The organism is Cohnella laeviribosi DSM 21336 (assembly GCF_000378425.1).
GTDB lineage: Bacteria > Bacillota > Bacilli > Paenibacillales > Paenibacillaceae > Cohnella > Cohnella laeviribosi.
Genome location: NZ_KB899841.1, coordinates 1 through 25,958, shown reverse-complemented (window position 1 = coordinate 25,958; position 25,958 = coordinate 1). Strand labels below are relative to the sequence as shown.

At 60.0% G+C, this 25,958-nt stretch carries 22 protein-coding genes; 17 read left to right on the top strand and 5 right to left on the bottom strand.

What is annotated here, in order from left to right:
• The first annotated feature begins 40 nt into the window (after positions 1-40).
• Positions 41-1,765 (top strand): acetate--CoA ligase, encoded by a 1,725-nt coding sequence (gene acsA / locus F560_RS0117605; protein ID WP_019007083.1) that lies wholly within the window; start codon positions 41-43, stop codon positions 1,763-1,765.
• Between the two features lie 87 nt (positions 1,766-1,852).
• Here the strand turns inward: acsA and F560_RS0117600 are convergent, their stop codons facing one another.
• Complete coding sequence (locus F560_RS0117600) at positions 1,853-4,987, bottom strand: penicillin-binding protein 1A (protein ID WP_019007082.1); 3,135 nt, start codon at positions 4,985-4,987, stop codon at positions 1,853-1,855.
• A 138-nt stretch (positions 4,988-5,125) separates the two neighbouring features.
• Between F560_RS0117600 and tyrS the strand changes: the two genes are divergently transcribed.
• From tyrS to F560_RS0117580, 3 genes are all read left to right on the top strand, one after another.
• Positions 5,126-6,367, top strand: coding sequence for a tyrosine--tRNA ligase (tyrS, locus tag F560_RS0117595; protein ID WP_245554877.1), 1,242 nt, complete (start codon positions 5,126-5,128; stop codon positions 6,365-6,367).
• 386 nt (positions 6,368-6,753) lie between these two features.
• Positions 6,754-7,278 carry an NfeD family membrane protein gene (locus F560_RS0117585; RefSeq protein WP_026298367.1) on the top strand — a complete coding sequence of 175 codons (525 nt, stop codon included), beginning with the start codon at positions 6,754-6,756 and terminating at the stop codon, positions 7,276-7,278.
• Between the two features lie 33 nt (positions 7,279-7,311).
• Positions 7,312-8,838 carry a flotillin lipid rafts scaffold protein FloT gene (locus tag F560_RS0117580; protein WP_019007078.1) on the top strand — a complete coding sequence of 509 codons (1,527 nt, stop codon included), beginning with the start codon at positions 7,312-7,314 and terminating at the stop codon, positions 8,836-8,838.
• A gap of 87 nt (positions 8,839-8,925) precedes the next feature.
• On the opposite strand, the gene rpsD is transcribed toward F560_RS0117580, so the two are convergent.
• Positions 8,926-9,525 (bottom strand): 30S ribosomal protein S4, encoded by a 600-nt coding sequence (rpsD, locus tag F560_RS0117575; protein ID WP_026298366.1) that lies wholly within the window; start codon positions 9,523-9,525, stop codon positions 8,926-8,928.
• Between the two features lie 371 nt (positions 9,526-9,896).
• Here rpsD and F560_RS23560 point away from each other — a divergent pair, with 371 nt between their 5' ends.
• The 6 genes from F560_RS23560 to F560_RS0117545 all read left to right on the top strand — a co-directional run bounded on the left by F560_RS23560 (position 9,897) and on the right by F560_RS0117545 (position 15,392).
• Positions 9,897-11,870, top strand: coding sequence for a sensor domain-containing diguanylate cyclase (locus tag F560_RS23560; RefSeq protein WP_019007076.1), 1,974 nt, complete (start codon positions 9,897-9,899; stop codon positions 11,868-11,870).
• A 141-nt stretch (positions 11,871-12,011) separates the two neighbouring features.
• Positions 12,012-12,800: a hypothetical protein gene (locus F560_RS0117565; protein WP_019007075.1), complete on the top strand. Its 789-nt coding sequence runs from the start codon at positions 12,012-12,014 to the stop codon at positions 12,798-12,800.
• A gap of 27 nt (positions 12,801-12,827) precedes the next feature.
• A complete protein-coding gene (locus tag F560_RS0117560; protein ID WP_019007074.1) occupies positions 12,828-13,943 on the top strand; it encodes an aminopeptidase in 1,116 nt (371 codons plus the stop codon).
• Positions 13,944-14,027: 84 nt separating this feature from the next.
• Positions 14,028-14,267, top strand: a complete 240-nt coding sequence (locus F560_RS0117555) for an HPr family phosphocarrier protein (RefSeq protein WP_019007073.1) — start codon at positions 14,028-14,030, stop codon at positions 14,265-14,267.
• A gap of 97 nt (positions 14,268-14,364) precedes the next feature.
• Positions 14,365-14,979, top strand: a complete 615-nt coding sequence (locus F560_RS23555) for a DedA family protein (protein WP_019007072.1) — start codon at positions 14,365-14,367, stop codon at positions 14,977-14,979.
• A 119-nt stretch (positions 14,980-15,098) separates the two neighbouring features.
• Positions 15,099-15,392, top strand: a complete 294-nt coding sequence (locus tag F560_RS0117545) for an Fpa/YlaN family protein (protein ID WP_019007071.1) — start codon at positions 15,099-15,101, stop codon at positions 15,390-15,392.
• Positions 15,393-15,500: 108 nt separating this feature from the next.
• On the opposite strand, the gene cax is transcribed toward F560_RS0117545, so the two are convergent.
• Positions 15,501-16,562, bottom strand: a complete 1,062-nt coding sequence (gene cax / locus F560_RS0117540; protein WP_019007070.1) for a calcium/proton exchanger — start codon at positions 16,560-16,562, stop codon at positions 15,501-15,503.
• 177 nt (positions 16,563-16,739) lie between these two features.
• Between cax and F560_RS0117535 the strand changes: the two genes are divergently transcribed.
• Positions 16,740-17,120: an Asp23/Gls24 family envelope stress response protein gene (locus F560_RS0117535; RefSeq protein ID WP_019007069.1), complete on the top strand. Its 381-nt coding sequence runs from the start codon at positions 16,740-16,742 to the stop codon at positions 17,118-17,120.
• A gap of 88 nt (positions 17,121-17,208) precedes the next feature.
• Here the strand turns inward: F560_RS0117535 and ftsW are convergent, their stop codons facing one another.
• On the bottom strand, positions 17,209-18,399 hold the full coding sequence (gene ftsW / locus F560_RS0117530; protein ID WP_019007068.1) for a putative lipid II flippase FtsW: 1,191 nt from the start codon (positions 18,397-18,399) through the stop codon (positions 17,209-17,211).
• Positions 18,400-18,418: 19 nt separating this feature from the next.
• Positions 18,419-18,763, bottom strand: a complete 345-nt coding sequence (locus F560_RS0117525; protein WP_019007067.1) for a YugN family protein — start codon at positions 18,761-18,763, stop codon at positions 18,419-18,421.
• A gap of 324 nt (positions 18,764-19,087) precedes the next feature.
• On the opposite strand from F560_RS0117525, the gene F560_RS0117515 reads away from it, so the two are divergent.
• From F560_RS0117515 to F560_RS0117490, 6 genes are all read left to right on the top strand, one after another.
• Positions 19,088-20,272, top strand: coding sequence for an amidohydrolase (locus F560_RS0117515; protein ID WP_019007065.1), 1,185 nt, complete (start codon positions 19,088-19,090; stop codon positions 20,270-20,272).
• Positions 20,273-20,356: 84 nt separating this feature from the next.
• Complete coding sequence (locus F560_RS0117510; protein WP_019007064.1) at positions 20,357-20,797, top strand: CBS domain-containing protein; 441 nt, start codon at positions 20,357-20,359, stop codon at positions 20,795-20,797.
• A 172-nt stretch (positions 20,798-20,969) separates the two neighbouring features.
• A complete protein-coding gene (locus F560_RS0117505; RefSeq protein ID WP_019007063.1) occupies positions 20,970-22,676 on the top strand; it encodes a DNA repair helicase XPB in 1,707 nt (568 codons plus the stop codon).
• A complete protein-coding gene (locus tag F560_RS0117500) occupies positions 22,673-24,718 on the top strand; it encodes a helicase-associated domain-containing protein (protein ID WP_019007062.1) in 2,046 nt (681 codons plus the stop codon). The genes F560_RS0117505 and F560_RS0117500 overlap by 4 nt, the downstream gene beginning before the upstream one ends.
• Before the next feature lie 82 nt (positions 24,719-24,800).
• A complete protein-coding gene (locus F560_RS0117495; RefSeq protein ID WP_019007061.1) occupies positions 24,801-25,292 on the top strand; it encodes a YlbF/YmcA family competence regulator in 492 nt (163 codons plus the stop codon).
• A gap of 49 nt (positions 25,293-25,341) precedes the next feature.
• Entirely contained in the window at positions 25,342-25,605 is a 264-nt protein-coding gene (locus F560_RS0117490; protein ID WP_019007060.1) for a YlbG family protein, read from the top strand.
• Positions 25,606-25,958 lie beyond the last annotated feature (353 nt).

Sequence of the window (25,958 nt, the reverse complement as noted above, 5' to 3'; positions counted from 1 at the left end):
GGAATGCTTGTATTCGTATTCGAACGGGATGGTGATGGCAATGACCCTGCAGCACAATGAGAAGCTTGCCGTTACGGCCAAGGTGTCCAACCTCGGTTCGTATGAACAGGCGGTGCGGAACTTCCGCTGGGAAGACATCGAGCAACGGTTCTCATGGGCGACAACCGGGAAAGTCAACATGGCCTATGAATTGATCGACCGTCATGTGCTGGATGGCAAAGGCGACAAGATCGCCTTGTACTACAGCGACAGCTCGCGGGACGAGAAGTACACGTTCTCCGACCTGATGAAAGCGTCCAACCGCTTTGCGAACGTTCTTCGGGGTCTGGGAATCGGCAAGGGAGACCGGGTGTTCATCTTTATGCCGCGCTCGCCGGAGCTGTATTTCAGCTTGATCGGCGCCTTGAAGATCGGCGCGGTCGTCGGACCGCTGTTCGAGGCCTTCATGGAGTCGGCCGTCAAGGACCGGCTGCAGGACAGCGGGGCGGCCGCGATCGTCACGACGTCGAGCCTTCTGCACCGCGTCAACCGCTCCGAGCTTCCCGACCTGAAGCACTTGATCGTGTTCGGGGAAGACGTGGAGGAAGGCGGCGGCATCGTCGATTACCGGAAAGCGATGGACGCGGCCTCCGAGGAAGCGGAAATCGAGTGGCTGGGAAGGGAGGACGGTCTGATCCTCCACTACACGTCGGGCTCGACGGGCAAGCCGAAAGGCATTTATCACGTGCAGAACGCCATGATCCAACATTATTATACCGGCCGAATCGTGCTTGACCTGCGGGAAGACGACATCTACTGGTGCACGGCCGACCCCGGCTGGGTGACCGGAACGTCCTACGGGGTGTTCGCCCCGTGGCTGAACGGCGCGACCAATGTGGTCCGCGGCGGAAGGTTCAGTCCGCAGGATTGGTATTCGACCATCGAAAAATACAAAGTAACCGTCTGGTACAGCGCGCCGACCGCGTTCCGGATGCTGATGGGAGCGGGGGAGGACGTCGCCAAAGGTTTCGACTTGTCCAGCCTGCGCCACGTGCTGAGCGTCGGCGAACCGCTGAATCCCGAGGTCGTCCGCTGGGGACTGAAGACGTACGGCCAGCGCATTCACGATACGTGGTGGATGACGGAGACGGGCGCCCATATGATTTGCAACTACCCGTGCATGGAAATCAAGCCGGGCTCGATGGGCAAGCCGATTCCCGGCGTGCGCGCGGCCATTCTCGACGACCGCGGCAACGAGCTGCCTCCTTTCCGGATGGGCAATCTCGCCATTCAAACGCCGTGGCCTTCCATGATGCGCAAAGTGTGGAACAACCCGGCGAAGTACGAAGAGTATTTCCGTTTTCCGGGCTGGTATGTTTCCGGCGATTCCGCTTATGTGGACGATGAAGGCTACTTCTGGTTCCAAGGACGGGTCGACGACGTGATCAACACGTCCGGCGAGCGGGTCGGTCCTTTCGAAGTGGAGAGCAAGCTCGTCGAGCATCCGGCTGTGGCGGAAGCGGGCGTCATCGGTAAGCCGGACCCGCTGCGCGGGGAAATTATCAAGGCGTTCATCTCGCTTCGGGAAGGCTATACGCCTTCGGACGAGTTGAAAGCGGAAATCGCCAAGTTCGTGAAGGAAGGCCTGTCCGCGCATGCGGCCCCGCGGGAGATCGAGTTCCGCGACAAGCTGCCGAAGACGCGCAGCGGCAAAATCATGCGCCGCGTGCTGAAAGCTTGGGAGCTTAACCTGCCGACGGGGGATTTGTCGACCATCGAGGATTAAGCGGCAACCATTCCGAGCCGACGAAAAAGGTGTCCCGCAGGTTCGAAAACCATGCGGCGACACCTTTTTTTCGGCCTTGCGCCGTTGTCAGTTGGTCCGGATTTCCACGGGCGCGGACGGTTCGGACGATCCCGCTTTGTTGACGGCCGTCACCCGGTACCAGCCCGCGCTTGCTGGCCCGGGCGCTTCGTAGCCGGCCGAAGAAGTCGAACCGAGCAGCTTGTAACGGCCGTTTTGCGAAGCGCTGTACCAGACTTCGTATTTGGTTACGGCATCCGCGTCCGGATTCGGATTCCACTTCAGCGCCAATCCGGCGTCGGAGGCTTGCCCCTGCAGCCCTGTCGGCGCACCGGGCGCGGCCTGCGGATTCCCGCTGTCCGGCGTATCGGGGACGGTTCCGCCTTCGCCGCCCGGAGCGCCGCCGCCGTTCTGCGGATTGCCGTCCTCCGGCGGAAGCGCCGGATCGACCGGGTCGGGCTCCTTGTCGTCTCCTACGCTGGCGATCGCGCTGCGCCCGGACTCCTTGCCGGCGACATCGACCGCCGTAACGTAGTATCGATAGGCGTTGCCGGAAGAAATGTAGTTGGTGAATCGGGGCTCGTCGCCGGCAAACACCGAATTCTCGACTTTCTGGAACGGCCCGCCGTTCACGGAACGATAGAGGCGGTAACCGGCCACATCGGCCTGCGGGCTGGGCGTAAACGTAATCCGGACCTTGCCTGCGCTGACCGTCTCCGCCGCCACGTTGGAAGGAGGGGAAGGGACGCTTCCGTCGTCCACGCGCGGGTCCTTCTTGGACGGCGCGCTGTCCTTGGCGTCCTTCGGCAAATAATACGACAGCGACTTGCGGCTTGACGCCGACACCTTCGGCAGCGCCGCCTGAAGCTCCTCGATCAGCTGGTCGATCGGCTTCTCGCGCTTGATCATGATCGCTTCCCGGAGCAAATCGGGCGGCGTTTCGTCATGCGGCAAATAGTTCACGCCGTTGTACGTAATGTATTTCACGCGGACCAAAGCGTCGTCCGATTCGGTCGGAATGAACTTTTTGTTGAAAATATCCGTTGTAAGCAGACCGGCCTGCCGGGTCAAATCGGTCGGCAGCTTGCCGCTGACGCTCGATACGGTCATCGTCACGATGCCGCTTGGCCGCTCGAATTGCTTCGTCGGGAACAGATCGGGTCTTGCTTCGGTGACGGCGTTCATGATTTTCGCCCATATTTCCCGCGCCCGGGCGCGTCCGGCCGTCGACAGCGTATGGGTCGATTTTTCGTAGCCGGCCCACACGCCCAGCGTAATGTCGGGCGTATAGCCTTCGAACCAGACGTCCGCATAGTTTTGCGTCGTGCCCGTTTTGCCGGCGACCGGGATTTTTCCGTAATTTTTGAATTGCGATTTGATCGAGGTCGCCGTGCCGTTGGTTATGACGGTCCGGAGCATATCCGTCATCAGATAGGCGGACTGTTCGGAAACGACGCGCTTCGGGTTCGGCTTGTGCTCGTAAACGACGTTGCCTTCCGAATCGGTGATTTTCTCGATCAGGTACGCGTCGTTGAATACGCCCTTGTTGGCGATGGCGGCATAGGCGTTCGTCAGCTCTTCGACGGAGACGCCGTACTTGAGGCCGCCGATGACGCCCGTTTGCGCATAGTTGTCTTCCTCCACGAGCGAAGTGATGCCCAGCTTGCGGGCGAACGCCCACGCTTCCGGAATCGTCAGCTTCTCGAGGAAGATTTTGAGCGCCGGAATATTAAGCGATTTGTTGAGCGCCGTCCGCGCCGTCACAAGTCCCGTGTAGGAATTGTTCGAGTTTTTCGGAATATGCTTGGCTCCGCCGCTGCCGTTGTTCAGGATGATCGGCGAATCGTCCAGCACGCTCGCGGGCTGGATCAGCCCTTTGTCGATCGCCGGCAGGTAAGCGGCGATCGGCTTCATCGCCGAGCCGGGCTGTCTGAGCATCTGGGTCGCGAAGTTCAGCTGTTCGATGTGGAAATCGCGGCCTTCGATCATCCCGAGGATGGCGCCCGTCTTATGGTCGATCATGACGGAGGCGATCTGCTCGACGCCCTTGGTCGGATCGTCCGGCGAGAAATTGTCCGGGTTTTCGGCGATTTCGTGCATCAGATCGTAGACTTTTTTGTCGATCGTGGTTGTGATTTTGTAGCCGCCGCGCAGAAGCTGCTCGCGCGCCTGTTCGACGAGCGGAACGTACTCCTCTTTTTTCAGATCCTCCTGGGTCAGTCCCGGATTTTGCTGCAGAACGAGAAGCTGCGCGGCCTGCCGCTCGACTTCGAGCATCAGGTACGGGTACGTGTTGTAGGCTTTCTGCGTCGGCTTGGCGAGCGAAGCGTACAGATCGAAGTTAAGCGCTTCCTCATACTGGGCTTGCGTAATTTTTCCGTTTTCCAGCATCTTCTGCAGCACGAGCCGTTGCCGGGCGACGGCGCGCTTGAATTTCGTCTCGTTGAATTCCCCTTTGCTGGTGAAAGCGGAGTAGGCGGACGGCAGCTGCGGCACGCCGGCCAAATACGCCGCCTGGGCCAGATTGAGATCTTTCAGGTCGACGCCGAAAATTCCCTTCGCCGCGGCTTTAATCCCGTACAGATTATAGCCGGACGAACCGTTGCCGTACGCAATCTTGTTCAAATAAGCGGTCAGGATTTCCTCTTTGCTGAGGAACCGTTCGAGGCGGAGGGCAAGGAAGATTTCCTTCGCTTTGCGGGTCTGCGTTCGCTCGAGGGTCAGAAACACCTGCCTCGCCAGCTGCTGGGTAATCGTGCTTCCGCCCGTCTGCACGGATTCGTTCAGCACCTGCTGCTTGACCGCGCGCAGCAAGCCGTTCGCATCGATGCCGTTATGGTTGAAAAAGTCTTTGTCCTCGATGGATACGACGGCGTCGATGACGATCTGCGGAATTTCGTCGTAAGTCACCGGCTGCCGGTCCTCTTCGGTCCGGAGCTGGCCGATCAGCGTATTGTCGTTAAAATACACGAATCCGGTAATCGCGTTTTCGTTGATTTTCTTTTCGATAAATTCCTGCGGGCGCACCGGGTCGTCCTTCACCAATGCGGCCACATATCCCCCGACTGCGCCGACGGCGACCAATCCCGTAAGCACGCCGAACAGGATGAGCCACAGCACGGTATAGACCGCGATCCGCACGGCCATCAGCCAACCGGAGCCTCTCCGTCCGGATGGAGGAGAAGTCTTGTTCGATTCGTTCATAAGGAACCTCCTTCAACAAACAGAATTATTATAGCACAGATAACATGGTTTGACTTCCTTCGAAAGGGTGTGCTATAAAGAGAGAAATTGCGAAGAAATTCGGAGGATTTGGAACTGACTATGGCGGAAGATACAGGAATGTTGACCCATGAACAAAAGCAGGAAGTCGAGCGGCAGCTGGCCGTCATTCGTCGCGGCGCGGCGGAAATCGTGCCGGAGGACGAGCTTGCGGCCAAAATCGCCGAATCCGTCCGTACCGGACGGCCTCTGAAAATCAAGCTCGGGCTTGATCCTTCCGCGCCCGACATCCATATCGGCCATACGGTTGTGCTGCACAAGCTGCGGCAATTTCAGGAGCTGGGGCATGAGGTTCAGCTCTTGATCGGCGACTTTACCGGACAAATCGGGGACCCGACGGGCAAATCCGAAACGCGCAAGCAGCTGAGCGAAGAAGACGTCAAGCGGAACGCGGAAACGTACCAAAAGCAAATTTTCAAAATTTTGGACCCGGCCAAGACGAAGGTGTACTACAATTCCGCCTGGCTGTCGCCGCTCAAGTTTGCGGATGTCATCCAGTTGGCGTCCAAGCTGACGGTGGCCCGCCTGCTGGAGCGCGACGACTTTACGAAGCGGTTTCAGGCCGGACAGCCGATCAGCGTGCATGAATTTTTCTATCCATTAATGCAGGGATATGACTCCGTCGCGCTGGAGACCGACATCGAACTGGGCGGCACCGACCAGAAATTCAATCTGCTGATGGGCAGAACGCTGCAGAAGGAATACGGCAAACCGGCGCAGGCCGCGATCATGCTGCCGCTGCTCGAAGGGCTCGACGGCGTCAACAAAATGAGCAAAAGCCTCGGCAATTATATCGGCATCGATGAAGAACCGAACGAAATTTACGGCAAAGCGATGAGCGTGCCGGACAAACTGATGATCAAATATTTCGAGCTGGCTACCGATTTGACGAACGAGGAGCTTGCGGCGTTGCGGGCGGGTCTCGACGACGGAAGCGTGCATCCGCGCGACGCGAAGATGCGCCTTGCCCGGACGCTTGTCCGGATGTATCACGGGGAAGAAGCGGCAGCGGCGGCGGAAGCGCATTTTGTCACCGTCTTCCAGCAGCGGGCGCTTCCCGAAGACATCGAAACGTTCGAGCTTCCCGCCTCGGAGCTGACGGACGGCTCGATCCGGCTGGCCAAGCTTCTGACCTTGATCGGCCTTCAATCCTCGGCCAGCGAGGCCCGGCGGAGCATCCAGCAGGGAGCGGTGCGCTGGAACGAGGAGAAGCTGACCGACCCGAACGCGGATGTGGCGCCGCAGGACGGCGACATCGTGCAGGTCGGCAAGCGGAAATTCAAGCGGATTGTGCTGCGTTAAGGATGCGCTTTGGGCAAAGGTAAGCAGGAAAAGCGAAGGTTTGCGCCGGGCATCGGAGCCGGCAGACCGGCAAACAGACAGGCGGGACGGGCGACCGTTCGGGCCTGTCCTTTTTTTCTGCGGACGGAGGCGTAGGGTACTGGACGGACTACATGGCGGTTAAGCACCGCGGCCGGACACCGAGCGGGAACGGGAGGAGGCCGCGGATCCCGGGCCGGGCGGCGGACGAAGGACGCAGGCATGTCCAACCGCCGGCAGGGGCGGTCCTGCGTCCCCAGGTAGCGGAAGCGTTTTCGAAATTTGCCGATTTTTTAGAAACTTTTGATGACAGCGGCGCGTATTATTTATCGGAAGGGATAAGGAATCGGAAAGAAAGGAGCGAGTCCATGGAAATCGTGTTCGGGTGCTGCCTGGCGTTCGGCGCGCTGCTTGCGGCCGTCACGCTTATATTGGGCGACGCGCTGGACGCGGCAGTGGACGGAATGTTCGAATGGCTGTCGATCGATGCGCATCATGTCTTCCAACCCGTCGTTCTGGCCGGGGGCATAACCGTTTTTGGCGGTTCGGGGCTGCTGCTGGCGCGCTATTCGTCCCTTCCTGCGCCCGGAGTGTATGCCTTGGCCTTCTGCATTGCGGCTCTGGTGAGCGCGGGCATCTATTTCGTCTACGTTCGCCCGATGAAAAACAGCGAGAATTCGTTGGGGTATTCCATGCAAGACCTGGCCGGAAAACGCGCGGAGGTGCTGACCGCCATTCCGGAAGGCGGCTACGGCGAGGTGCTCGTTCGGGTGGGGGCGGGCAACGCGAACCATATCGCGGCCAGCTTCGAAGGGGAAGCGGTGCCGGCAGGGACGCCGGTTGTCGTCGTCGAAGTCAAGGAAGGAACGCTGTACGTGGCCAAGTTGGACTGATGCCCGATTTTCATGGTGGAAAGGGGTAACCAAATGGGGATTCCGGATTATCTGTACATACCGTTGATTGTCGTGGCGGTGCTCGTTGCGCTCGGCCTTGCCTTCTGGGCGAGATACAAAACGGTTTCGCCGGATGAGGCCATGATCGTGACGGGCTCGTTTCTCGGCAATAAAAATGTGACCGTGGACGATTCCGGACGCCGCATCAAGATCGTCCGCGGCGGAGGCGCCTTTATTTTACCGATTTTCCAGCAGGCGCAGTTTTTGTCCTTGCTGTCGCACAAGCTGGATGTCACGACTCCCGAAGTGTATACGGAACAAGGCGTGCCCGTCATGACCGACGCGGTGGCGATCATCAAGATCGGCGGCTCCGTGGAGGACGTGGCGACTGCGGCCGAGCAGTTCATGGGCAAGCCGACGGAAGCGCTCAAAGGCGAGGCGCAGGAAGTGCTGGAAGGGCATCTGCGGGCGATACTCGGCATGATGACGGTGGAGGAAGTGTACCGCAACCGCGACAAGTTCGCCCAGGAGGTCCAGGCCGTTGCGGCCAAGGATCTGAAGAAGATGGGCCTGCAGATCGTTTCGTTCACGATCAAGGATGTCCGCGACAAGCACGGGTATCTGGAAGCGCTCGGAAAGCCGCGGATCGCGGCGGTCAAGCGGGATGCCGAAGTCGCCGAAGCCGAGGCGATCCGCGACGCGCGAATCCAGAAGGCGCGCGCCGAAGAAGAGGGCCAGAAGGCGGAGCTGCTGCGGGATACGAACATCGCCGAAGCGACGAAGGAGAAGGAACTGAAAATCGCTTCCTTCAAGAAGGAGCAGGACCAGGCCAAAGCGGAGGCCGATCAGGCCTACGCCATTCAGGAAGCCCGTTCGAAGCAGAGCGTGGTCGAGGAGCAGATGAAGGTCGAACTGGTCCGCAAGGAGCGGGAAATCGATCTCGAAGCGAAGGAAATCCTACGCCGCGAGAAGCAGTATGACGCGGAAGTGAAGAAAAAAGCCGATGCCGACCGCTATGCGGTCGTGCAAGCGGCGGAAGCCGAGAAGGCGAAACGGATTTACGAAGCGGACGCGCTGCAATACCGCATCGAGGCGGAAGCGAAGGCGAACGCCGAGCTGAAGCGGCTGAACGGCTTGGCGGAAGCCGAAGCCGAGCGGGCCAAAGGGGCGGCCGAAGCGGAAGTCATCCGGCTGCGCGGTTTGGCCGAGGCGGAAGCGAAAGAGAAGCTGGCCGAAGCGTTCGAAAAATTCGGCGAAGCGGCCGTGCTCGATATTATTGCGAAAATGTTGCCGGAGCTGGCGGGCAAGGTGGCGGAGCCGATCGCTTCGATCGACAAGCTGACCGTCGTCGATACCGGTCATGGCGAGGGCGCTGCGAGGGTGAGCAACTATGTGACGTCGCTTATGGCGACAGCGCCCGAAATGCTCAAAAGCGTATCCGGGATCGACCTCGACCGGCTGGTGAAAGGGCTGACGGGCAAAATCATTCCTCCGGCGCCGCAGCTTTCGCCGGGCGATTCGCGGGCTGCGCCGAAGCCCGACGTCAAAGCGGAACCGTAAACCGCGCCCAGGCCGCAAGCCAAACAAGCGGTCCGGCGGCAGAACAAAAAAACCTTGCCGAAACCGGCAAGGTTTTTTTGCAGAGCCTTAACGGCTGTAGAACTCGACGATTTGTTGTTCGTCGATGTCTTGGGACAGCTCGTCGCGGGAAGGCAAACGAACGTACTTGCCTTCCATCGTGTTGGCGTTGAAATCGAGATAGCCCGGCAGGTGATGACGTCCTTCCAGCGCTTCCTTGATCGTTTTCAAGCCGCGGCTGCGTTCGCGAAGACCGATAACATCGCCTACTTGAACCGTGTAGGAGGGGATATCGACCTTGCGGCCGTTTACCGTAACGTGACCGTGCGACACGAGCTGACGGGCGCCGTAGCGGGAGTTAGCCCAGCCAAGACGGTACACGAGGTTGTCCAGGCGGCTTTCCAGCAGGATCATGAAGTTTTCGCCGGCTTTACCTTTCAGCTTCGAAGCGCGCTCGAACAGGTTGCGGAATTGACGTTCGTTCAGGCCATACATGTGGCGAAGCTTTTGTTTCTCTTGAAGCTGTACGCCGTAGCCGCTCAGCTTGCGGCGTTGGCTTGCGCCGTGTTGTCCCGGAGGAAACGCGCGTTTCAGTTCTTTGCCCGTTCCGCTCAGGGAAATGCCAAGACGACGGCTCAATTTAAACTTGGGTCCAGTGTAACGTGACATGGATGCAAGCTCCTTTTTCCAAAAAAAATTTTTTTGAAAAATGGGTGCCGTTGCGCCGGATGTTTCCATATCGAAACACATGTTGATTTCGATTCCGACGAGAAAAATTCAGCCGCTGCCCGTCGGCGGATTGTCCGAGAGGGTGACCACAAACCTTCCCCAATATTCAACTATAAATTCTATAAGAGGTCATGGGAGCGTGTCAAGTGGACGGAAGGGTGAAAGCGTTTCCGCAAAAACATTCTTTCACCGCCGCGAATTCATGCCGTAAGTCCCTTTATTTTGGGTTTAATATAGTGCAAAATTCCTGTATTCATTGTATAGTGAGTATATGTGAAAACAAGGAGCGGACGGTAAGGAGGTTTGCGCGGATGGGAAAGGATGACGAATATCGCGGCCATAACCGGCTTGATGCAGATGACGTTCGCCCATCCCGCACTCCCAACGACATCACGACATGGATACGAAACCAGGACCTTTCGGAGGCGGATCTGCCCTACATCCATTCCTTGCTTGCCGAAAGCTTTGCGGATTGGCTGGAGGAGGGTGAAGAATTCCCTTGGCTGGCGGGTTGCCCGATCGCGCTGCTTCATCCCGACGGGACGGCGGCCGCGCACAGCGCCGAAGGGCCGGGCTTGTTTCCGCCGGACTGGAACGCGAAGGCGATCGGGACGACGGCGGCCAGCGCCGCGCTGCAATCGTGCCGGCCGGCGCTGATTCGCAGCGAAGAGCACGCGTTTGCCGCTTTCAAGCCGTACGATACGTTGGCGGTTCCGCTCTTCACCCGGAATTCCGGCCTGCTTCTCGGCGTGCTGGTCTGCCTGATGCCGGCGGGGCAAGCGCAGGCGGGGGAACTGAAGCTGCTGCAGGCGGCCGCGCTTCATTTGCGAAGCTGCTTTTACCGGCAGTTCGAGCTGCTGCTGATCGGCGACTACGTTCGTTCCAGGGAATTGGCCGGCAAGGAAGAACGAAGGAGCATTCTGCTGTTCGACGCGATACGGAGGCTGAACGACCGCATCGATGTCGAGCATGTGCTGTCGGAAGTGCTGGGCATACTCGAGCAGGTCTATCCGTTCTGCCGGACGGACTTGTTTTTGTCCCAGGATTACAGCAGCACGAACGAGAAAGTCAAGCCGCTTGCCTTCCGGCAGGAAATGGATATATGCTGGAAGGCCTTTGTGGACGGGGAAATGCGCGAGGAGTCCGACGGGAAGAACCGGCGGATCGCGCTGCCGCTTGCGGGCAAGCAGGGCGTGTACGGCATTTTGCTTTTGAACGTGCCGGAAGAAGAATTTGACGACGCCGACAAGCGTTTTGTCGCCATGCTGACCAGCGGGGCCGGAACCGCGTTCGAAAAGGCGAAGCTCCATGAGCAGGCCAATGCGCTCGTCGGAGAGTTGAGGCTCATCAACAAGCTGACGCAGCGGCTGAACAGCAGCTTGAGGCTGAAAGAGACGATGGCGTTTGCGACCCAGGAATTGCTCGACATATTCAAGGCGGATTGCTGCTTTATTCTGCAACTGGATTCCTTCAAGACCCGTTTTACCGTCATCGCCTCCAACGTTCCGGAGATGACCGCCGAAGCTTTTGCCGCGGATTACGGCTTTTGCGGCGTCATGCTGTCCACCAAAGAGCCGATCATCCTTTCCGACTATCGCCATGCTTCGCCCGTCCGTTCGCGCATTATGGACGAAACGCGCTCAAGGTCGCTGATCGCTTCGCCGCTTCTCATCAACGGAGACGTTATCGGTGCGGTTCTGGTCGCCCATCGTCAGCCCAACCATTTCTCCTACGATAACTACAAGCTGCTTCAGGTTCTCGCCGCCCATCTTGGGCTGGCTGTCTCCAACGCTACGCTGCACGCCGAACTGCGGCGCATGGTCATTACCGACAATCTCACCGGCCTGTTTGCGCGCCATTACCTGAACGAACGGATTCAGCGCCGGCAGCTGAGGGACGGCTCGGGGGCCCTTATTTTGCTTGACATCGACCACTTCAAGAAAATCAACGATACGTTCGGGCATCAGGTGGGGGATGCCATTTTGATGCAGGTCAGCGGCATTGTCCGGTCGGCGATCCGGGATTCGGATATCGCGGCCCGCTGGGGCGGCGAAGAACTCGCGATTTATTTGCCCCAGCTCGGTTTGGAGCAGGCGTTGCGCATCGCGGAACGGATCCGGAAGCAGGTGGAGGAAGAAACGGACCCGAAAGTAACCGTATCGTGCGGCGTGTCGCAGTGGACGAAAAACGACGGGCGGATCAGCGTCGAGTCCCTGTTTTACCGGGCGGATATGGCGCTGTATGTGGCCAAACGCAAAGGCCGCAACAGCGTGGCCGTCGGTTGACCGGCCGGCTTGGACATCGCCCCGCTCGCCGCGAACGGGTCGGCGGGAGCGTGCCCGCCGGCTTTTTTTGTTGCATGATGCCGAATAAGCCCGCCCCAACGGGATACGATAGGGGGAAAAGAAGCGGGGAGATGGGTCCACATGAAGCGAATAACGGGCAAACGGTTCGGAAACCGGCGCCGAACGGGAATCGGGCGGCTTGCGGCCGGCGCGGTATGCGGGTGGCTGGCGGCCGCTTTGGCATTGCCGGGGTGCGCCGTGAAGTGGGAGCGGCTGTCCGCCGAGCAGGCGTTCGCCAGGTCCGCTTCGGCGCTTTCGGGCTATGACCGGTTTAAGTTTGATGGCGAGGTGGCTTTATACGACCCGAACGGGAACGTGGCGGAGAAAGCGGCTTTCCGGGGAAAAGTGGCGGATCACAAGCCTTTGGCCCTGGAATGGGAGCACGGGCGAAAGCCGAATGCCGCCGGGCCGAACGATCCGTTTTCGCTGCTGAAGGCGGTTCAGGCGCATGCCGGTTCCATCGCCTACGAACCTGCGGAGAGAGGCGATATCGTGCTGAAGGTGACGGTTCGGCCGGAAGCCGCAGCCGAGCGAATCAAGGAGACGATTCGGATGAAAATGGCTTCCGTTCGCGCGGAAACCCAAGAAGCGAAGCGGGTTTTGGCGCGAACGGGCACGGCGGACGATCGGCGGCTGATGCTGGCGGAACGGAAATTGTCGGAAGCGGACGCCGTTCTGGCAAAGGTGCTGCCGACGCTTAAGGTTTCGACCGTATGCCGTTGGACGGCGGACAGCCGCACCTGGTTTCCCCGCGAGATGGCGGAAGAATCGGTGATCCGTTATACGTGGAACGGGAAGGTATATACCGAGAAGCGTACGTCCGTGACGAATTTCCGGTTGGACGCGGACAGTGGTAAAATAGGCATGTGATTTCATTCCAAAGGGGGAGAGACGGGTATGCGGGATCCGCGTATCGCCCAACTCGCGGCCAATCTGGTCGGATATTCCATCAATGTGCAGCCGGGAGACAATGTGCTGATCGAGATGATCGGCTCCGAGCGGGAGCTGGTCAAGTGCCTGATCGAAGAGGTTGCCAAGCGCGGCGGCAGGCCTTTCGTCGAAATCGAAGACCGGTCCGTTACCCGGACGCTGCTGCGGCATGCGACCCGAGAGCAGCTAGAGGAATGGGCCGCCTACGATCTTGAGCGCATGAAGCGGATGCAGGGGTACATCGGCATCCGCGCCGGCGAGAACGCAAGCGAACTGGCGGACGTGCCGGCCGACAACATGAAGCTGTACGACCAAATTTACCGTCACCCCGTACATATGGAACAGCGGGTCAAACGAACGAATTGGGTCATTTTGCGTTATCCGAACGCCTCCATGGCCCAGTCGGCCAATATGAGCACGGAAGCGTTCGAAGACTTTTATTTTAACGTCTGCAATCTGGATTATGCCAAAATGGACCGGGCCATGGACCCGCTCTACGACCTGATGGTCCGCACCGACAAAGTCCGCATCACCGGCCCCGGCACGGATCTGTCGTTTTCCATCAAAGGCATCGGCGCCAAAAAATGCTCCGGCAAGCGCAACATTCCCGACGGCGAGGTCTTCTCCTGCCCGGTGCGCGATTCCGTGAACGGCACGATTACGTACAATACGCCAAGCGTATACAACGGCTTCGTTTTCGAGCAGATTTCGTTTACCTTCGAAAACGGGAAGATCGTCAAGGCGACGGCCAATGATACGGATCGCCTCAACGCGGTGCTGGACAGCGACGAAGGCGCCCGTTATATCGGCGAGTTCAGCCTCGGCTTCAACCCGTACATCCTGCATCCGATGAAAGACACGCTGTTCGACGAAAAAATCGCGGGAAGCTTGCATTTGACGCCGGGGCAGGCGTACGAGGAATGCGACAACGGCAACCGCTCCTCCATTCACTGGGATCTCGTCCTCATCCAGCGGCCCGAATACGGCGGAGGCGAAGTGTATTTCGACGATGTGCTCGTCCGCAAGGACGGACTGTTTGTCCTGCCCGAACTGGCCGGACTAAACCCGGATTCTCTGAAATAAAGCGTTTTCCCTCTTGCATGCGCAGCCTGGAAAAGGGTATGATGAGGGGAGAAATTGACCACCCTAACATTTGGAGGGATTTCCATGTCCAATAATGCAGCAATTGTGGAATTGTCTCAAACCGCAAACAAATTCCGTTCTTCGATCGTGCTTCAAGCCGAAAATAAGTATATTGATGTCAAAAGCATTCTCGGGCTGTTCACGACGCTTGTCGGAGGACAATCTTACGAGCTTCACGTTCACGGCCCCGACGCCGAAGAAGCGAAGAAGGAACTGGCAACGGTTTTCGCCAAACACAATCTGAACGTCAAGATCGTCGAATAAGTTTTTTCAAGAGGCGTCAACGCCCGTTCTATGATACCGTACACATCCCCCCGGTCCGCATGGACGGGGGCTTTTGGCAAATGAGAGGATGGTACCCTTGTCCGCAACCGAACTGCTGCTTGGGCTTGTATTCAAATTCCGCTACTGGGGGCTTTTTTTGGCGATGGCGTTGGGCATTGCGGGCTTGCCCATGCCGGATGAGCTGCTGCTGACTTCGTCCGGGTACATGATTGCCCAGGGGCGCATGCATCTGGGGTTTACGATGCTGGCCGCGGTAAGCGGGAGCGTAGCCGGAATGTCCGTCAGCTACTGGGTCGGACGCACGGCTTTCGGCATGGTTCTCAGCCGCTACGGCGCCCGTCTGGGGTTGTCCCGGGAGCGGCTTGAACGCCACGAGAAGCGGTTCGAAAAGTACGGGCATTCCATCCTGCTGGTCGGATACTTTATCCCCGGCATGCGGCATGTAACGGCGCTGCTGTACGGAGCGGGCAGAAGACCGTACGGAGCTTTTGCGCTGTATGCCGCATTGGGCGCGCTGCTGTGGACGAGCGTGTTCGCGCTGATCGGCGTCATGCTGGGCGAGCATTGGCGCCAGGCGGAGGAGTGGGTTCACCGCGAAATGACGGCCATCGTCGCCGCGCTGGTCCTCATTGCGCCGGCGGCCTGGCTGCTGCAGCGCCGCATCGGCAGGCAGGGAATCGGCGGGTCATGAGCCGCCGGACCCAAAAGATTCGAATTTGCAACCGTCCTGTCCTTGTGCTGACGGCTAATTTCGTCTAATATGAAAGGGAATAGCTTTAGTTGGCAAGTTAGGGCACAGGGGGAGTGGGAATGGCTTCATCGGATGTTATGGTGGACCTGAATCAGAAGGCTCTTCGCCTGCTGCAGGATGACGCCAGTAAAATCGAGAAACTGATCGCCATTCAGATGGAAAATTTGGCGACCCGCAAATGCCCGCTTTACGAAGAAGTGTTGGACACGCAAATGTACGGCTTCTCTCGGGCGGTTGATTTTGCAGTGCGGGCAGGACTTGTGGAAGATGGCGCAGGTAAGCTTCTCATCAGTCAGCTTGAGCGCAACCTCGCGAATTTGTACGAAGCGATGGCGAAGAAGGAAGAAGCCTGAGACCGGCCAACTTTTGGAAAACGTTAAAGCCTTGGACACCGGGGTCCAAGGCTTTTTCTCATGGGATGCTTTGGGCAGGCTTTTAGCCTGAGCGTCAAAGATCGGCCATTATTGGACAAAATAAAACGCGACGCCCAGAACGACATAAACCAGAAGCAGCAGCTTGCCTTCATACCAGGTCGTTGCGCCGTCCCGGGACACCGAGGTCGCGATCAGAACCGCCACGCCGATGGCCGCCAGTTCAACCGTCGAGAACAAAATGTTCATGTGCTGGCTGAACAACAGGCTGACGAACACGAGGACCGGGGCGACAAACAGCGCGATTTGCAGGCTGCTGCCGACGGCGATTTCGACGGCGGCGCCGATTTTGTTCTTCATCGCGAGCATGACGGCCGCGCTGTGCTCGGCGGCGTTGCCGACGATCGCCACGATGAAGGCGCCGACGAACAGCTCGGACAGGCCGAATCGGTGCGTGAACACTTCCAGCGTCCCGACGAGCCATTCGCTTATGAAAGCGACCATGACGGTGGCCAAGACCAGATAGAGAATCGACCGCCCTCGGGACCAGGAGGCCGCTTCGCCGTGATCCGGCGCCATTTCTTCATGGTCTTCGAGCAGGCTTTTGTGCGTAATCATAGAGTAGATCAGCCAGCCGGCATAGGCAACGATCAGCACGCCGGCGATCGTCACGCTCAGCGTAAGCGAATCTTGTTCGCTCAGATGCTCGCTTTTGACGAATACGGCGGGAATGAACAAGGCGATGACCGCAAGCAGCATCAAGGTGGCGTTCTGCCCGGCCAGATGGAGATTGAATTTTTGCTCCTTGAACTTCAGGCCGCCGGCTAACGCGCTTGCTCCGAGCACGAGCAGCAGGTTGCCGATGATGGAGCCGGTCAGGCTGGCTTTCACCATATCGAACAGCCCTTCCTTGACCAGAAAAATCGCGATGATCAGTTCAGCCGCGTTGCCGAATGTGGCGTTGAGGAAGCCCCCGAGCCTTTGGCCGGCGTAGTGCGCGACGGATTCCGTCGCTTTGCCGAGAAAGCCGGCTGCGAAGACGATTGCGACCGCTGCGGTCACAAATTGCAAAATCGAGTTCCAATGCGCGTAATGCGCCGCCGCGCTGAGCGCGAAGGTTGCGATCAAGAGGGGAAAAAACCATTTTTTCAAGCAAACGCACCTCAGGTTTCGAGTTTAGTAAAGGCAACAAACCTTACTATAACCAAAACTTGGGACGAAGTAAATCGGCCGAAACGAATTCGCAAATCCGGACCTCAGGCCGGGTTGCTTGCGCATGGGTTCTTCCTATACAATGGAAATACGAATGAAACGGGGAGTGAGCCGCCCATGACAGAACAATTGCAGCAAGGACAAATTCGAATTTCCAACGATGTCGTCGCGACCATCGCCGGGCTGGCGGCCTTGGAAACGCCGGGCGTCGCCGCAATGTCGGGGGGCATTTCCGAAGGACTGGCCAAGCGCCTGAGCGGCCGCAATGCGCAGAAGGGCGTGACGGTTGAAGTCGGCCAGGTGGAGGCGGCCATCGATCTGCGAATCGTGGTCCAGTTCGGTATCCCGATTCAGGAAGTCGGCGTGCGGCTTCAGGAAAACGTGCGCGAAGCGGTGGAGAACATGACGGGATTGCGGGTCGTCGAGGTGAACGTCAAGGTAGAAGGCGTCGCTTTTAAGGATGAGGCGGAGAACGAGGAAGCGAACCGCCTTAAATAAAACGTCAGCGAAAAAGCGGCACCCTTGCGGCTGGTTTCTACAGCCGGCAGGGCGCCGCTTTCGTTTTTGGCCGGATTTGCGCGTTTGATTATCGGCCGCTTCTGCGCTCGGTTTCGCGTGTCCGCTGGGAGCTTCTGCCGCTTCGGTTGTATTCCCTCGAGATGCTGAGCAGAATGCCCATTCCCATCATCAAGCTCAGCAGCGACGAGCCGCCGTAACTGATGAACGGAAGCGTGACGCCGGTGATCGGAATCGCGCCGCTTACCCCTCCCATATTGATCAGGGCCTGGATTCCGATCAGCGAGACGAGCCCTACGCCCACAAGCGTCCCGTACGGATCCGGACAGCGAAGCGAGACCACGAGCGCGCGCAAGAGGAACAGCAGGAAAAACAGGATGAACAACGTCGTTCCGATAAAGCCGAGTTCCTCAGCAATGACCGCGAAAATAAAATCGTTGTACGCATACGGCAAATAAAAAAGCTTTTGCACGCTGTTGCCGAGCCCTGTCCCCGTCAATCCTCCGTGCCCGAATGCTTCGAGCGAGCGGAGAAGCTGAAGACCGTAGTTCTCGGGATCCGAAAAAGGGTCGATAAACGCGGTGAACCGCGCCATCCGATAGCCGCCGTCAAAATCCGGATGCGCAAGCAGGTAGAGGCTGAAGCCGAGCGCGCCCACGCCGGTCACCGCGCAGGCCGTCAGCAGAAGCTGCTTGAGATTGGCTCCGCCGGCAATCAGGACGGCCGTGGCGCACATGACCAGAATGGCGCAGGAACCCAAATCCGGCTGCAGCATGATAAGGCCGGCGATGAATCCGACGACGATCATGACAGGAAGCAGTCCGCGCTTAAATTCCCGAAATTTCTCCTGCTTCTTCGTAATGATGGCGGCAAGATACAAAATGACCGCCAGCTTGGCGAACTCGGTCGGCTGGACGCCCATTCCTCCGATAAGCAGCCAGCTGCTGGCGCCGTTAATCCCTTTGGAGAACGGTACGATGATCAGCAAAATCACGGTGAAAAGCAGAAACGGCGCAAACCATTTCTTGTACCGTTCGTATGGAATGTTCATCAGCACGAGCATGGCCAAGGTGCCGAGGCCCGCCCACATGATCTGCCGCTTGGTAAAGTACAGGGCGTCGTAACCGAATTTCTTGGAAACGACCGTCATGCTGGAACTGGCGCTGAACACCATGACAAGCCCGAAGCCGACGAGCAACAGCGTCATGATAAGCAGCAAGAAATCCGGCGTTCCCCGCTGGCCGCTCCCCGGATTCTTCATTCCTCGGTCACCCGCGTCCTTAGACGAGAAGCTGCTTAAGCTGCTGCAACCTTTGGTTCGCGGTATCCAAAATCGCGGGCGGAATCGGGGACTCGTACTCCAGCCCGTGCGGGAACGTGGCCCGGCCTATGTAGACGGATTCAATTTGCAGGATCGCTTCCGGATTTTCCAGCTTGCCTTCGACCGCGCGGGTGTTAAAGCGCAGATAGTAGTCGTAGCCGCTCGCGCTGTCGTGAAGCTTCAGATCGTAGGTTGCGCGCCGGTACTCCCACTGCCACCGGATGAAGCCCACCTTCTCCGCGGATTCGTCGAGGTGCGCAAGGTCGGATTTAATGCCGTTCAAACCCGTATTTTCGAGAATCATGAAAGTTCCTCCTTCATCGTTCTAGGACAAAGCGTACCGAACCGTACGCCGAGCCGCGGCGGAAACGGCAACCAGGCCGAAGGTGCGGTTCGGAAAAGCGCTTGGCTTTCCGCCGGACCTTTTTCCGCGAAAACGCGCGCGCCGCCCGTAAAGATCGGCGCAGCCGTTTTACTTACCCCTTCATCATAGACGGTTTGTCTTTCTTGCGCAAGCCTGCCGGGCGACGAAGCGGTGACGAAAATTCGTCGGCCGGGACGCGGGATTACATGGGCCCCGGCGATCTGGTACAATGATAACCAAAAAGGATGGAGAATGGGGAGCCGCATGATGAATTTACGGGAAGAAACGCTGCTGTCCTTGCAGGAGGACATGGTCAGATGGCGCCGTCACCTGCATCGGAACCCGGAGCTTTCGTTTCAGGAGCGGGAAACGTCCCGGTTCATCGCGAATCATCTGGAAGCTTGGGGGTACGAGGTGACCCGCGCGGCGGGCACCGGAGTCATCGCCCGACTGAAGGGAGGACGTCCCGGGCGGACCATCGCGCTGCGCGCCGATATCGACGCGCTCCCGATCCAGGACGAGAAAACATGCGAATACGCATCCGCCGTGCCCGGCGTCATGCATGCTTGCGGCCACGACGCCCACACGGCGGAGCTGCTGGGCGTTGCGCGCTATTATTCGCTGCATCGGGAAGAGATGCCCGGCGAACGCGTGCTGCTGTTCCAGCCTGCCGAAGAAACGCTGCCGGGCGGGGCTTTGCGGATGATCGCGGAAGGAGCGCTCGACGGCGTCGCGGCGGTTTACGGCGTTCATCTGTGGTCGCCGTTTCCGTACGGCATCGTTGCGACGCGTCCCGGTCCGTTTATGGCCTCGCCGGACGAGTTCGAAATCGAACTGATCGGGCGGGGCGGCCACGGTGGGCTGCCGCATCAGAGCGCCGACGCGCTTGTGGCCGGCGCGCATCTGGTCACGGCGCTGCAGACGATTGTGGCGCGCAACGTCAATCCGCTGGAATCGGCCGTATTGTCGGTGGGCCGCTTCCAATCGGGTACGGCCAACAACGTCATCGCCGAACGAAGCAAGCTTGCCGGCACGGTTCGGTCGCTTAAGCCCGAGGTTCGCTCGCTGATGCGCAGCAGGCTGGAAGAAGTCGTCCGGCATACGGCGGCTCTGCATGGCGTAGAGGCGAACTTTCAATTTGTCGAAGGCTATCCGCCGGTCGTCAACGACGAGCGGGAGGCGCGCAGAATCCTGCGCGTCGCAAGCGCGCTGCTCGGAGAAGACCGCGTGCTTGAATGCGAGCCGATTATGGCCGGCGAAGACTTTTCCTATTATCTGAACGAGCGCCCGGGCTGCTTTTTCTTCGTCGGAGCCGGCCGGGAGGACGGCAGCTCGCCGCCGCATCATCATCCGCGCTTCGATATCGACGAACGGGCGATGCTGGTGGCGGCAAGACTGCTGGTGGCGGCAGCGGACGATTCCGCGTCCGAAACCGGGTCCGGAGCTTAATGATGGAAGCGGGGCGCTCGTATGGGCGGCGGTTGATCCGGTCATGCTAAAGGCGGGACGAAAAAAGGAGGTACTCATCTGCCTATGCGAAAAATCGCCGACGTCATGTCCAAAGACTGCGTGACCGTCACGCCGCAAGACAACATTTACGAATGCGCCGTTAAAATGAAAGAGCACGATATCGGTTTTCTGCCGGTGGTGGAAGGCCAAAAGCTGATCGGGGTCGTGACGGACCGCGATCTTGTCATCCGGGGGTATGCCGAGAAGCATTCCGGTTCCGAATCCGTCATGTCGGTGCTGACCAAAGAGGTGGAGTCGATCACTCCGGATATGTCCGTCGACGAAGCCGCATCGATCATGTCTTCGCGGCAAATCCGCCGGCTTCCGGTCGTCGAAAACGGGGAGCTGAAAGGGATCGTCTCGATCGGCGACCTGGCGGTGCGGGAAATTTTCGTCGATGAAGCCGGCCAGGCGCTCAGCGGCATTTCCGAGCACAATCACCAAGAACCGTCTTACGCGCATTGAAGCGCCCGCTTCTTGCGGCCGTTGCCGGAGCCTTTACGGCCCGGACAGCGGCTTTTTTTTGCGTTTTCGGCCGTTTTGTGCGGCAAAAAGGGCGGGTCTTAAACCGGCCGAAATTGGACAAAATCAGGGTGAAACGATTTGATCGTCCTCATTTTGCAAGGGGGTGCACGTTTTGCCGTTTGACGATTCGAAGCCGCTGCTTGTCCAATCCGACGGCACCGTACTGCTGGACGAACGCCACGCGCGGTACGAAGAGGCCGCCGCCGCGCTCGGCGAGTGGGCCGAGCTGCACAAACGTCCCGGCCAGTGGCACACGTACCGGATGACCCCGTTTACGCTGTGGAACGCGGCCGCGTCCGGGTGGACGTCGGAAGCCGTCCTGGAGCGGCTGCGCTCGCTTTCCCGGTACGGCGTGCCCGCCAGCTGGGAGCACAAGCTGCGGGGCTACATGGACGCATACGGCCGGCTGAAGCTCGTTTCGGACGGGGAAGGGCTTAAGCTGCTGGCGGCGGAACCCGGGCTGCTGAAGACGGTGACGAATATCGGCGCGCTGGCTGCCGCCTGGCTGAAGCCGTCCGGCGACCGCGCGATCCGGATTCGGCCGGAGACGAGGGGGTGGCTCAAGCGAGAACTGGCGGCCAAAGGCTTTCCCGTGGTGGACGAAGCCGGCTACCGGGCCGGAGAAGCGCTCGACCTGGCGTTCCGGGACGCCGGAAGCAACGGGAAGCCGATTCGGCTTCGCGACTATCAGTCCGAGGCGGCCGCCGCCTTTTTGCATGGAAAAGACGGAACCGGCGGCAGCGGCGTCGTCGTGCTTCCGTGCGGCGCGGGCAAAACATGGGTCGGGATGGCCGTCATGGCGGCGTTGCGCTGCGAAACGCTGATTCTGACGCCCAACACCGTCTCCGTTACCCAATGGGTACGGGAACTGCTGCAAAATACCACGCTGACGGAAGCCGACATCGGGGTATACACGGGCGAAACGAAGCGTGTCCGGCCGGTAACGGTGGCCACCTACCAGGTGCTGACGCACCGCAAGGCGAAGGAGGAAAGCAACCCCCACTGGAAGCTGTTCGGCGAGCGCAACTGGGGGCTGATCGTCTATGACGAAGTCCATCTCCTGCCTGCTCCCGTGTTTCGCATGACGGCGGACCTGCAGGCGACGCGAAGGCTCGGGTTGACCGCCACGCTCGTTCGCGAAGACGGGCGGGAGGGGGACGTTTTTGCGCTGATCGGTCCGAAGAAATACGAGCTTCCCTGGCTTCGTCTGGAAAACGAGGGCTGGATCGCGAAGGCGACGTGCCGCGAGCTGAGGGTGCCGATGGACGAGACCGCCGCTTCGGCCTATACGTCGGCCCCCAAGCGGAGCCGCCACCGGATTGCCGGCGAAAACCCGATGAAGGCGGAATTCGTGCGGCGGCTGCTGTCCCGGCACGAGTCCGAACCGACGCTCATTATCGGCCAATACCTGGACCAGCTTCGCGGCATCGCCGAATCGCTGTCCTTGCCGGTCATTACGGGCAGCACGCCGCAACCCGAACGGCGCCGGCTGTTCGATCGGTTCAACCGCGGCGAATTGAGGGCGCTTGTCGTGTCCAAAGTGGCCAATTTTGCGGTCGATTTGCCCGAAGCGTCGGTGGCCATTCAAATTTCCGGCAGTTTCGGCTCCAGGCAGGAGGAGGCGCAGCGGCTCGGCCGGATTTTGCGGCCGAAACGGTCCCAAGCGGAAGCGCACTTCTATACGCTGGTCAGCGAAGGGACCGAAGAGGTGGAATTCGCGCGCAGGCGGCAGCGGTTTCTGCTCGAGCAGGGATACCGCTATGAGATCGAGTCTTACGTCGGCGTGGCCGTCGAACGCAAGGAAGGTGCGGGCCGGTGAAGCTGAGCGAAACGCTGTCCAGGCTTCCGCCGGCCATACGCGAGCGGCTCGAGGCCGAACCGCTGATCGCCGCCCGGCTGAAAGAAGGGCGCTCGCTGACGCAGACGCTTTCGGATGCGGACTGGGCCCGGGAATGGGCTGCCCGGGCGGACCGCGCGTCCGTGGAGACGCTGCGGAGAATTGTCGCCGCGTATGCGGCAACGCCTTTTGAGGCGGAGAAGCCGGAGCGGGAACTGGCGTCCGAAGGGGGGCTTACCGGCGCCGAAATCCGGGTCGCCCTCGTGCGCTTGCGTCAAGCGGGCATCGTATTCGCCGTCCGGAAATTGTGGGGAGAGACGCTGCTGTACGTTCCCGCCGACACGGCGGCGCTGTGGCAGCAGTTGCTCCTGCCGGTCCAAAGCCGCCCGCTTGGCGCTCAGGAAGAACGCGAGGTGCGCGCCGATCCCCGGGAATTTCGCTTGCCGCTGTCGTTGGAGCTGCTTGCGGCTTGGTCCGGCATCCGCAGACACGGCTTGCCGATAACGGCCAAAGGGGTGCCGCATAAAGCCGCCGCCGCCCGCATCGCCTCGGAAATGCGGCTTTCCGAGGCGGATCTTGCGCCGATCGCGTTTGCGCTGCCGCAAGCGTCCGTTTGTCCGCTTCCGCTGTCGCTCGCTCTCGATCTCGGCCTGCATTTCGGAGTTCTCGTTCGCAGGCCGGACGGATTTGCCGTGACGGAAGCGGAAGGGGCGCCCGCCGGCTGGGCGGGGCGGACGCCGGCGGAGGCCGACCGTGAGCTCCTTGAGGCCGCGGTATGCCGCTACGCGTCCCAGCATGCGCCGCTATACGGCGCAGCCGCCGCGCTGCGGGCGCTGGCTCCGCTTCGCTGGCATCGGGAATCCGACGTGATTGCGCAAATGCCTGAGCAGGCGCGCGGCGGATTTCAGGCTTGGATCGGACTGATGAGCGCATGGGGCTGGATGGAGCGAGGCAGGTGGCAAGCGGAGCCGGTTTTTCGCTGGAACATAAATGCGGCTTTGCCCTCCCTCTCCCCGTCCGGGCCGGAGAACGGTCCGTCCGGCGAGCCCGAGCGGATATGCGTGCTGCCGGATCTGGAGATTATGGTTCCGCCGGGGGTGACGCTCGGCTGCCGATGGCGGCTGGAGGAAGTCGCCGAGCGGGTGACGGCCGACGTCGTATCCGCGTACCGGCTAACCAAGGCGGGCTGCGTTGCCGCCAGCCGAAGAGGGTACGGGCTTGCGTCGCTGACCGCCGCGCTGGAGGAGCTGTCCAAAGGCCCGCTGCCCGACTCCGTCCGCTCCACGCTTGCGGACTGGTTTCGCACGATCGGCCGCTTGTCCCTCGCAAGCGCCGTGCTGCTCCGCGTGCGGGACGAGGAGCTGGCCGACCGGATCGCCGCGGACCCGCAGGCGGTGGGAGCGCTGGCCGAACGCCTCGGAACGACGGCGTTCATCGTCCGCCCCGAAGCGATGGACGATTTGACCCGAAGACTAAACGAGCTGGGCTACCCGGTAAACGTCGATCCCGACGGCGCGTCCGCCTTGCTCGGCGGCGGCCGGGAGGACAAGGCGGGCGGAACGGGGGGAAGAAAGACGAGCGGAACGGCGGGCGGCAACCGGAAAAGCAAGGCGGACGACGCCTTCCCGTCCGTCCGGCCGGAGGCCGGCTGGGCTTGCCGACGGTACGATTTGGCCGTTTACGAGCCGGACCCGCTTCTTCCCGGCCGCTCCGAGCTATTCCCCGGGTGGGACGGCGTGCCCAAGACATGGCTGCAGAAACCCGCCAGCTATCACCCTTCCACCAAGCGCAAGCTGATCGAGCTCGCCATCGCCTGGAGAACGGCTCTGCGCGTCGGGAACGAAGGGCATCTGACGTTCGTGCCGGAGCGGCTTGAAGGCGCGGAGGAAAGCTGGCGGGTGCGGGGGCGGATCATCCGGAGGGACGAGGTCTCCTCCGCGGCACCGGACGCAAGCGGCGGCGCCGTCGCGCTTACTGCGGAAGAGTGCCGCGAGCTGATGATCGTGCTCCCGTCCGACCTCTAGGCAAACGGCAAATCGTTGACCAACTTGCGCGCCTTTGTGGTATGATAAGAAAGACCGCAAGCCTAAAGGTGAGGTGGACTCAATGGTTAACGGGCTGGAGACCCTCCCGGCGGCGGTGGCTGAGGGAGGCAAGGCCGAAGGAGAAGCCGCCGATTTAACATTGCTGATGTCCCGCGCCTTCGAGCTGGGTGAGATGATCAAGCAATCCGCGCTTGCCGCGGAATACGTTTATTGCAAGGAACGGGTGCGGCGCGACGAACGGGTCCAATCGCTGTCGCGCGAATTCGTCAAAGCGAAGGAAAAATTCGCCGAATGCGAGCGGTTCGGGCGCTTTCACCCCGACTACAACGCCGCTCTGGACCGGGTTCGCGAGCTCGAAAGGGAGCTTGCCGGCTTCGAGTCCGTGCGGCGGTTCAAAGCGGCCGAAGAGGCGGTCGACCATCTGCTTTACGAAGTGTCGCTGGCGATTGCCCGCGCCGTATCCGACACGATCAAGGTGCCGGACAACGATCCGAATCCGAAAGGATGCGGCAGCGGCGGCAGCTGTTCGTGCGGCAGCGGCGGCTGCGGGTAACGGCGCGGCGCCGGGAGCGCTCTATTTTTCGATGTCGGGAGGTTCGCGCATGATTGCGGAACGGACAGGATATATCGTTTGGTTCAGCGATTGGAAGGCGGCGCGGGGGCTGGAAAAGTACGGAACGCTTCACTATGTGTCCCGCAGAATGAATTACGCTGTCTTATATGTCAACTCGGACATAGCGGAGGAAACGGTTCGCAACATCCAGCGGCTTCCGTACGTTCGGAAAATCGAACGCTCCTACCGGAGCGAGATCAAAACCGAGTACGATCGCAACATTCCGGACAAAACCCGGTTTTACGGGCTTTGATTCGGCCATATCGGCTTTTCGACCCGAAGGAGAGCGGGATTCGCCCGTTCTCCTTCGTTTTTTGTACGCCCAGCATGGACGTCATCTTTAGGGTGAAAGTCCCGAGCGGGGGCTGGCGAGCGCCTACCGTAGCCAAGGGCAAGGGTGTCCGTCGTGAGGCGGAATCTGAAGGAAGCCGGAGGCAAATGCACGGGCCAAGGTACACGAACCCAATTGGAGGCAGGGTTAGTCGGATGAGTTGCCAAAACACAACGAAATCCAAAGCCGCCAAGGGCTAGTCCTGTAGACTTGGGTGGTCGCGGGCAGACAGATGACGTTCTTATCTGGGGAGGCCTGCGGAATATGCGAAGTCA

Bases quoted from the DNA above. Each gene is read 5' to 3' on its own strand.
- acsA (WP_019007083.1), top strand. From the start codon at position 41: ATGACCCTGCAGCACAATGAGAAGCTTGCCGTTACGGCCAAGGTGTCC.
- F560_RS0117600 (WP_019007082.1), bottom strand. From the start codon at position 4,987: ATGAACGAATCGAACAAGACTTCTCCTCCATCCGGACGGAGAGGCTCC.
- tyrS (WP_245554877.1), top strand. From the start codon at position 5,126: ATGTTGACCCATGAACAAAAGCAGGAAGTCGAGCGGCAGCTGGCCGTC.
- F560_RS0117585 (WP_026298367.1), top strand. From the start codon at position 6,754: ATGGAAATCGTGTTCGGGTGCTGCCTGGCGTTCGGCGCGCTGCTTGCG.
- F560_RS0117580 (WP_019007078.1), top strand. From the start codon at position 7,312: ATGGGGATTCCGGATTATCTGTACATACCGTTGATTGTCGTGGCGGTG.
- rpsD (WP_026298366.1), bottom strand. From the start codon at position 9,525: ATGTCACGTTACACTGGACCCAAGTTTAAATTGAGCCGTCGTCTTGGC.
- F560_RS23560 (WP_019007076.1), top strand. From the start codon at position 9,897: ATGGGAAAGGATGACGAATATCGCGGCCATAACCGGCTTGATGCAGAT.
- F560_RS0117565 (WP_019007075.1), top strand. From the start codon at position 12,012: ATGAAGCGAATAACGGGCAAACGGTTCGGAAACCGGCGCCGAACGGGA.
- F560_RS0117560 (WP_019007074.1), top strand. From the start codon at position 12,828: ATGCGGGATCCGCGTATCGCCCAACTCGCGGCCAATCTGGTCGGATAT.
- F560_RS0117555 (WP_019007073.1), top strand. From the start codon at position 14,028: ATGTCCAATAATGCAGCAATTGTGGAATTGTCTCAAACCGCAAACAAA.
- F560_RS0117545 (WP_019007071.1), top strand. From the start codon at position 15,099: ATGGCTTCATCGGATGTTATGGTGGACCTGAATCAGAAGGCTCTTCGC.
- F560_RS0117535 (WP_019007069.1), top strand. From the start codon at position 16,740: ATGACAGAACAATTGCAGCAAGGACAAATTCGAATTTCCAACGATGTC.
- ftsW (WP_019007068.1), bottom strand. From the start codon at position 18,399: ATGAAGAATCCGGGGAGCGGCCAGCGGGGAACGCCGGATTTCTTGCTG.
- F560_RS0117525 (WP_019007067.1), bottom strand. From the start codon at position 18,763: ATGATTCTCGAAAATACGGGTTTGAACGGCATTAAATCCGACCTTGCG.
- F560_RS0117515 (WP_019007065.1), top strand. From the start codon at position 19,088: ATGATGAATTTACGGGAAGAAACGCTGCTGTCCTTGCAGGAGGACATG.
- F560_RS0117510 (WP_019007064.1), top strand. From the start codon at position 20,357: ATGCGAAAAATCGCCGACGTCATGTCCAAAGACTGCGTGACCGTCACG.
- F560_RS0117495 (WP_019007061.1), top strand. From the start codon at position 24,801: ATGGTTAACGGGCTGGAGACCCTCCCGGCGGCGGTGGCTGAGGGAGGC.
- F560_RS0117490 (WP_019007060.1), top strand. From the start codon at position 25,342: ATGATTGCGGAACGGACAGGATATATCGTTTGGTTCAGCGATTGGAAG.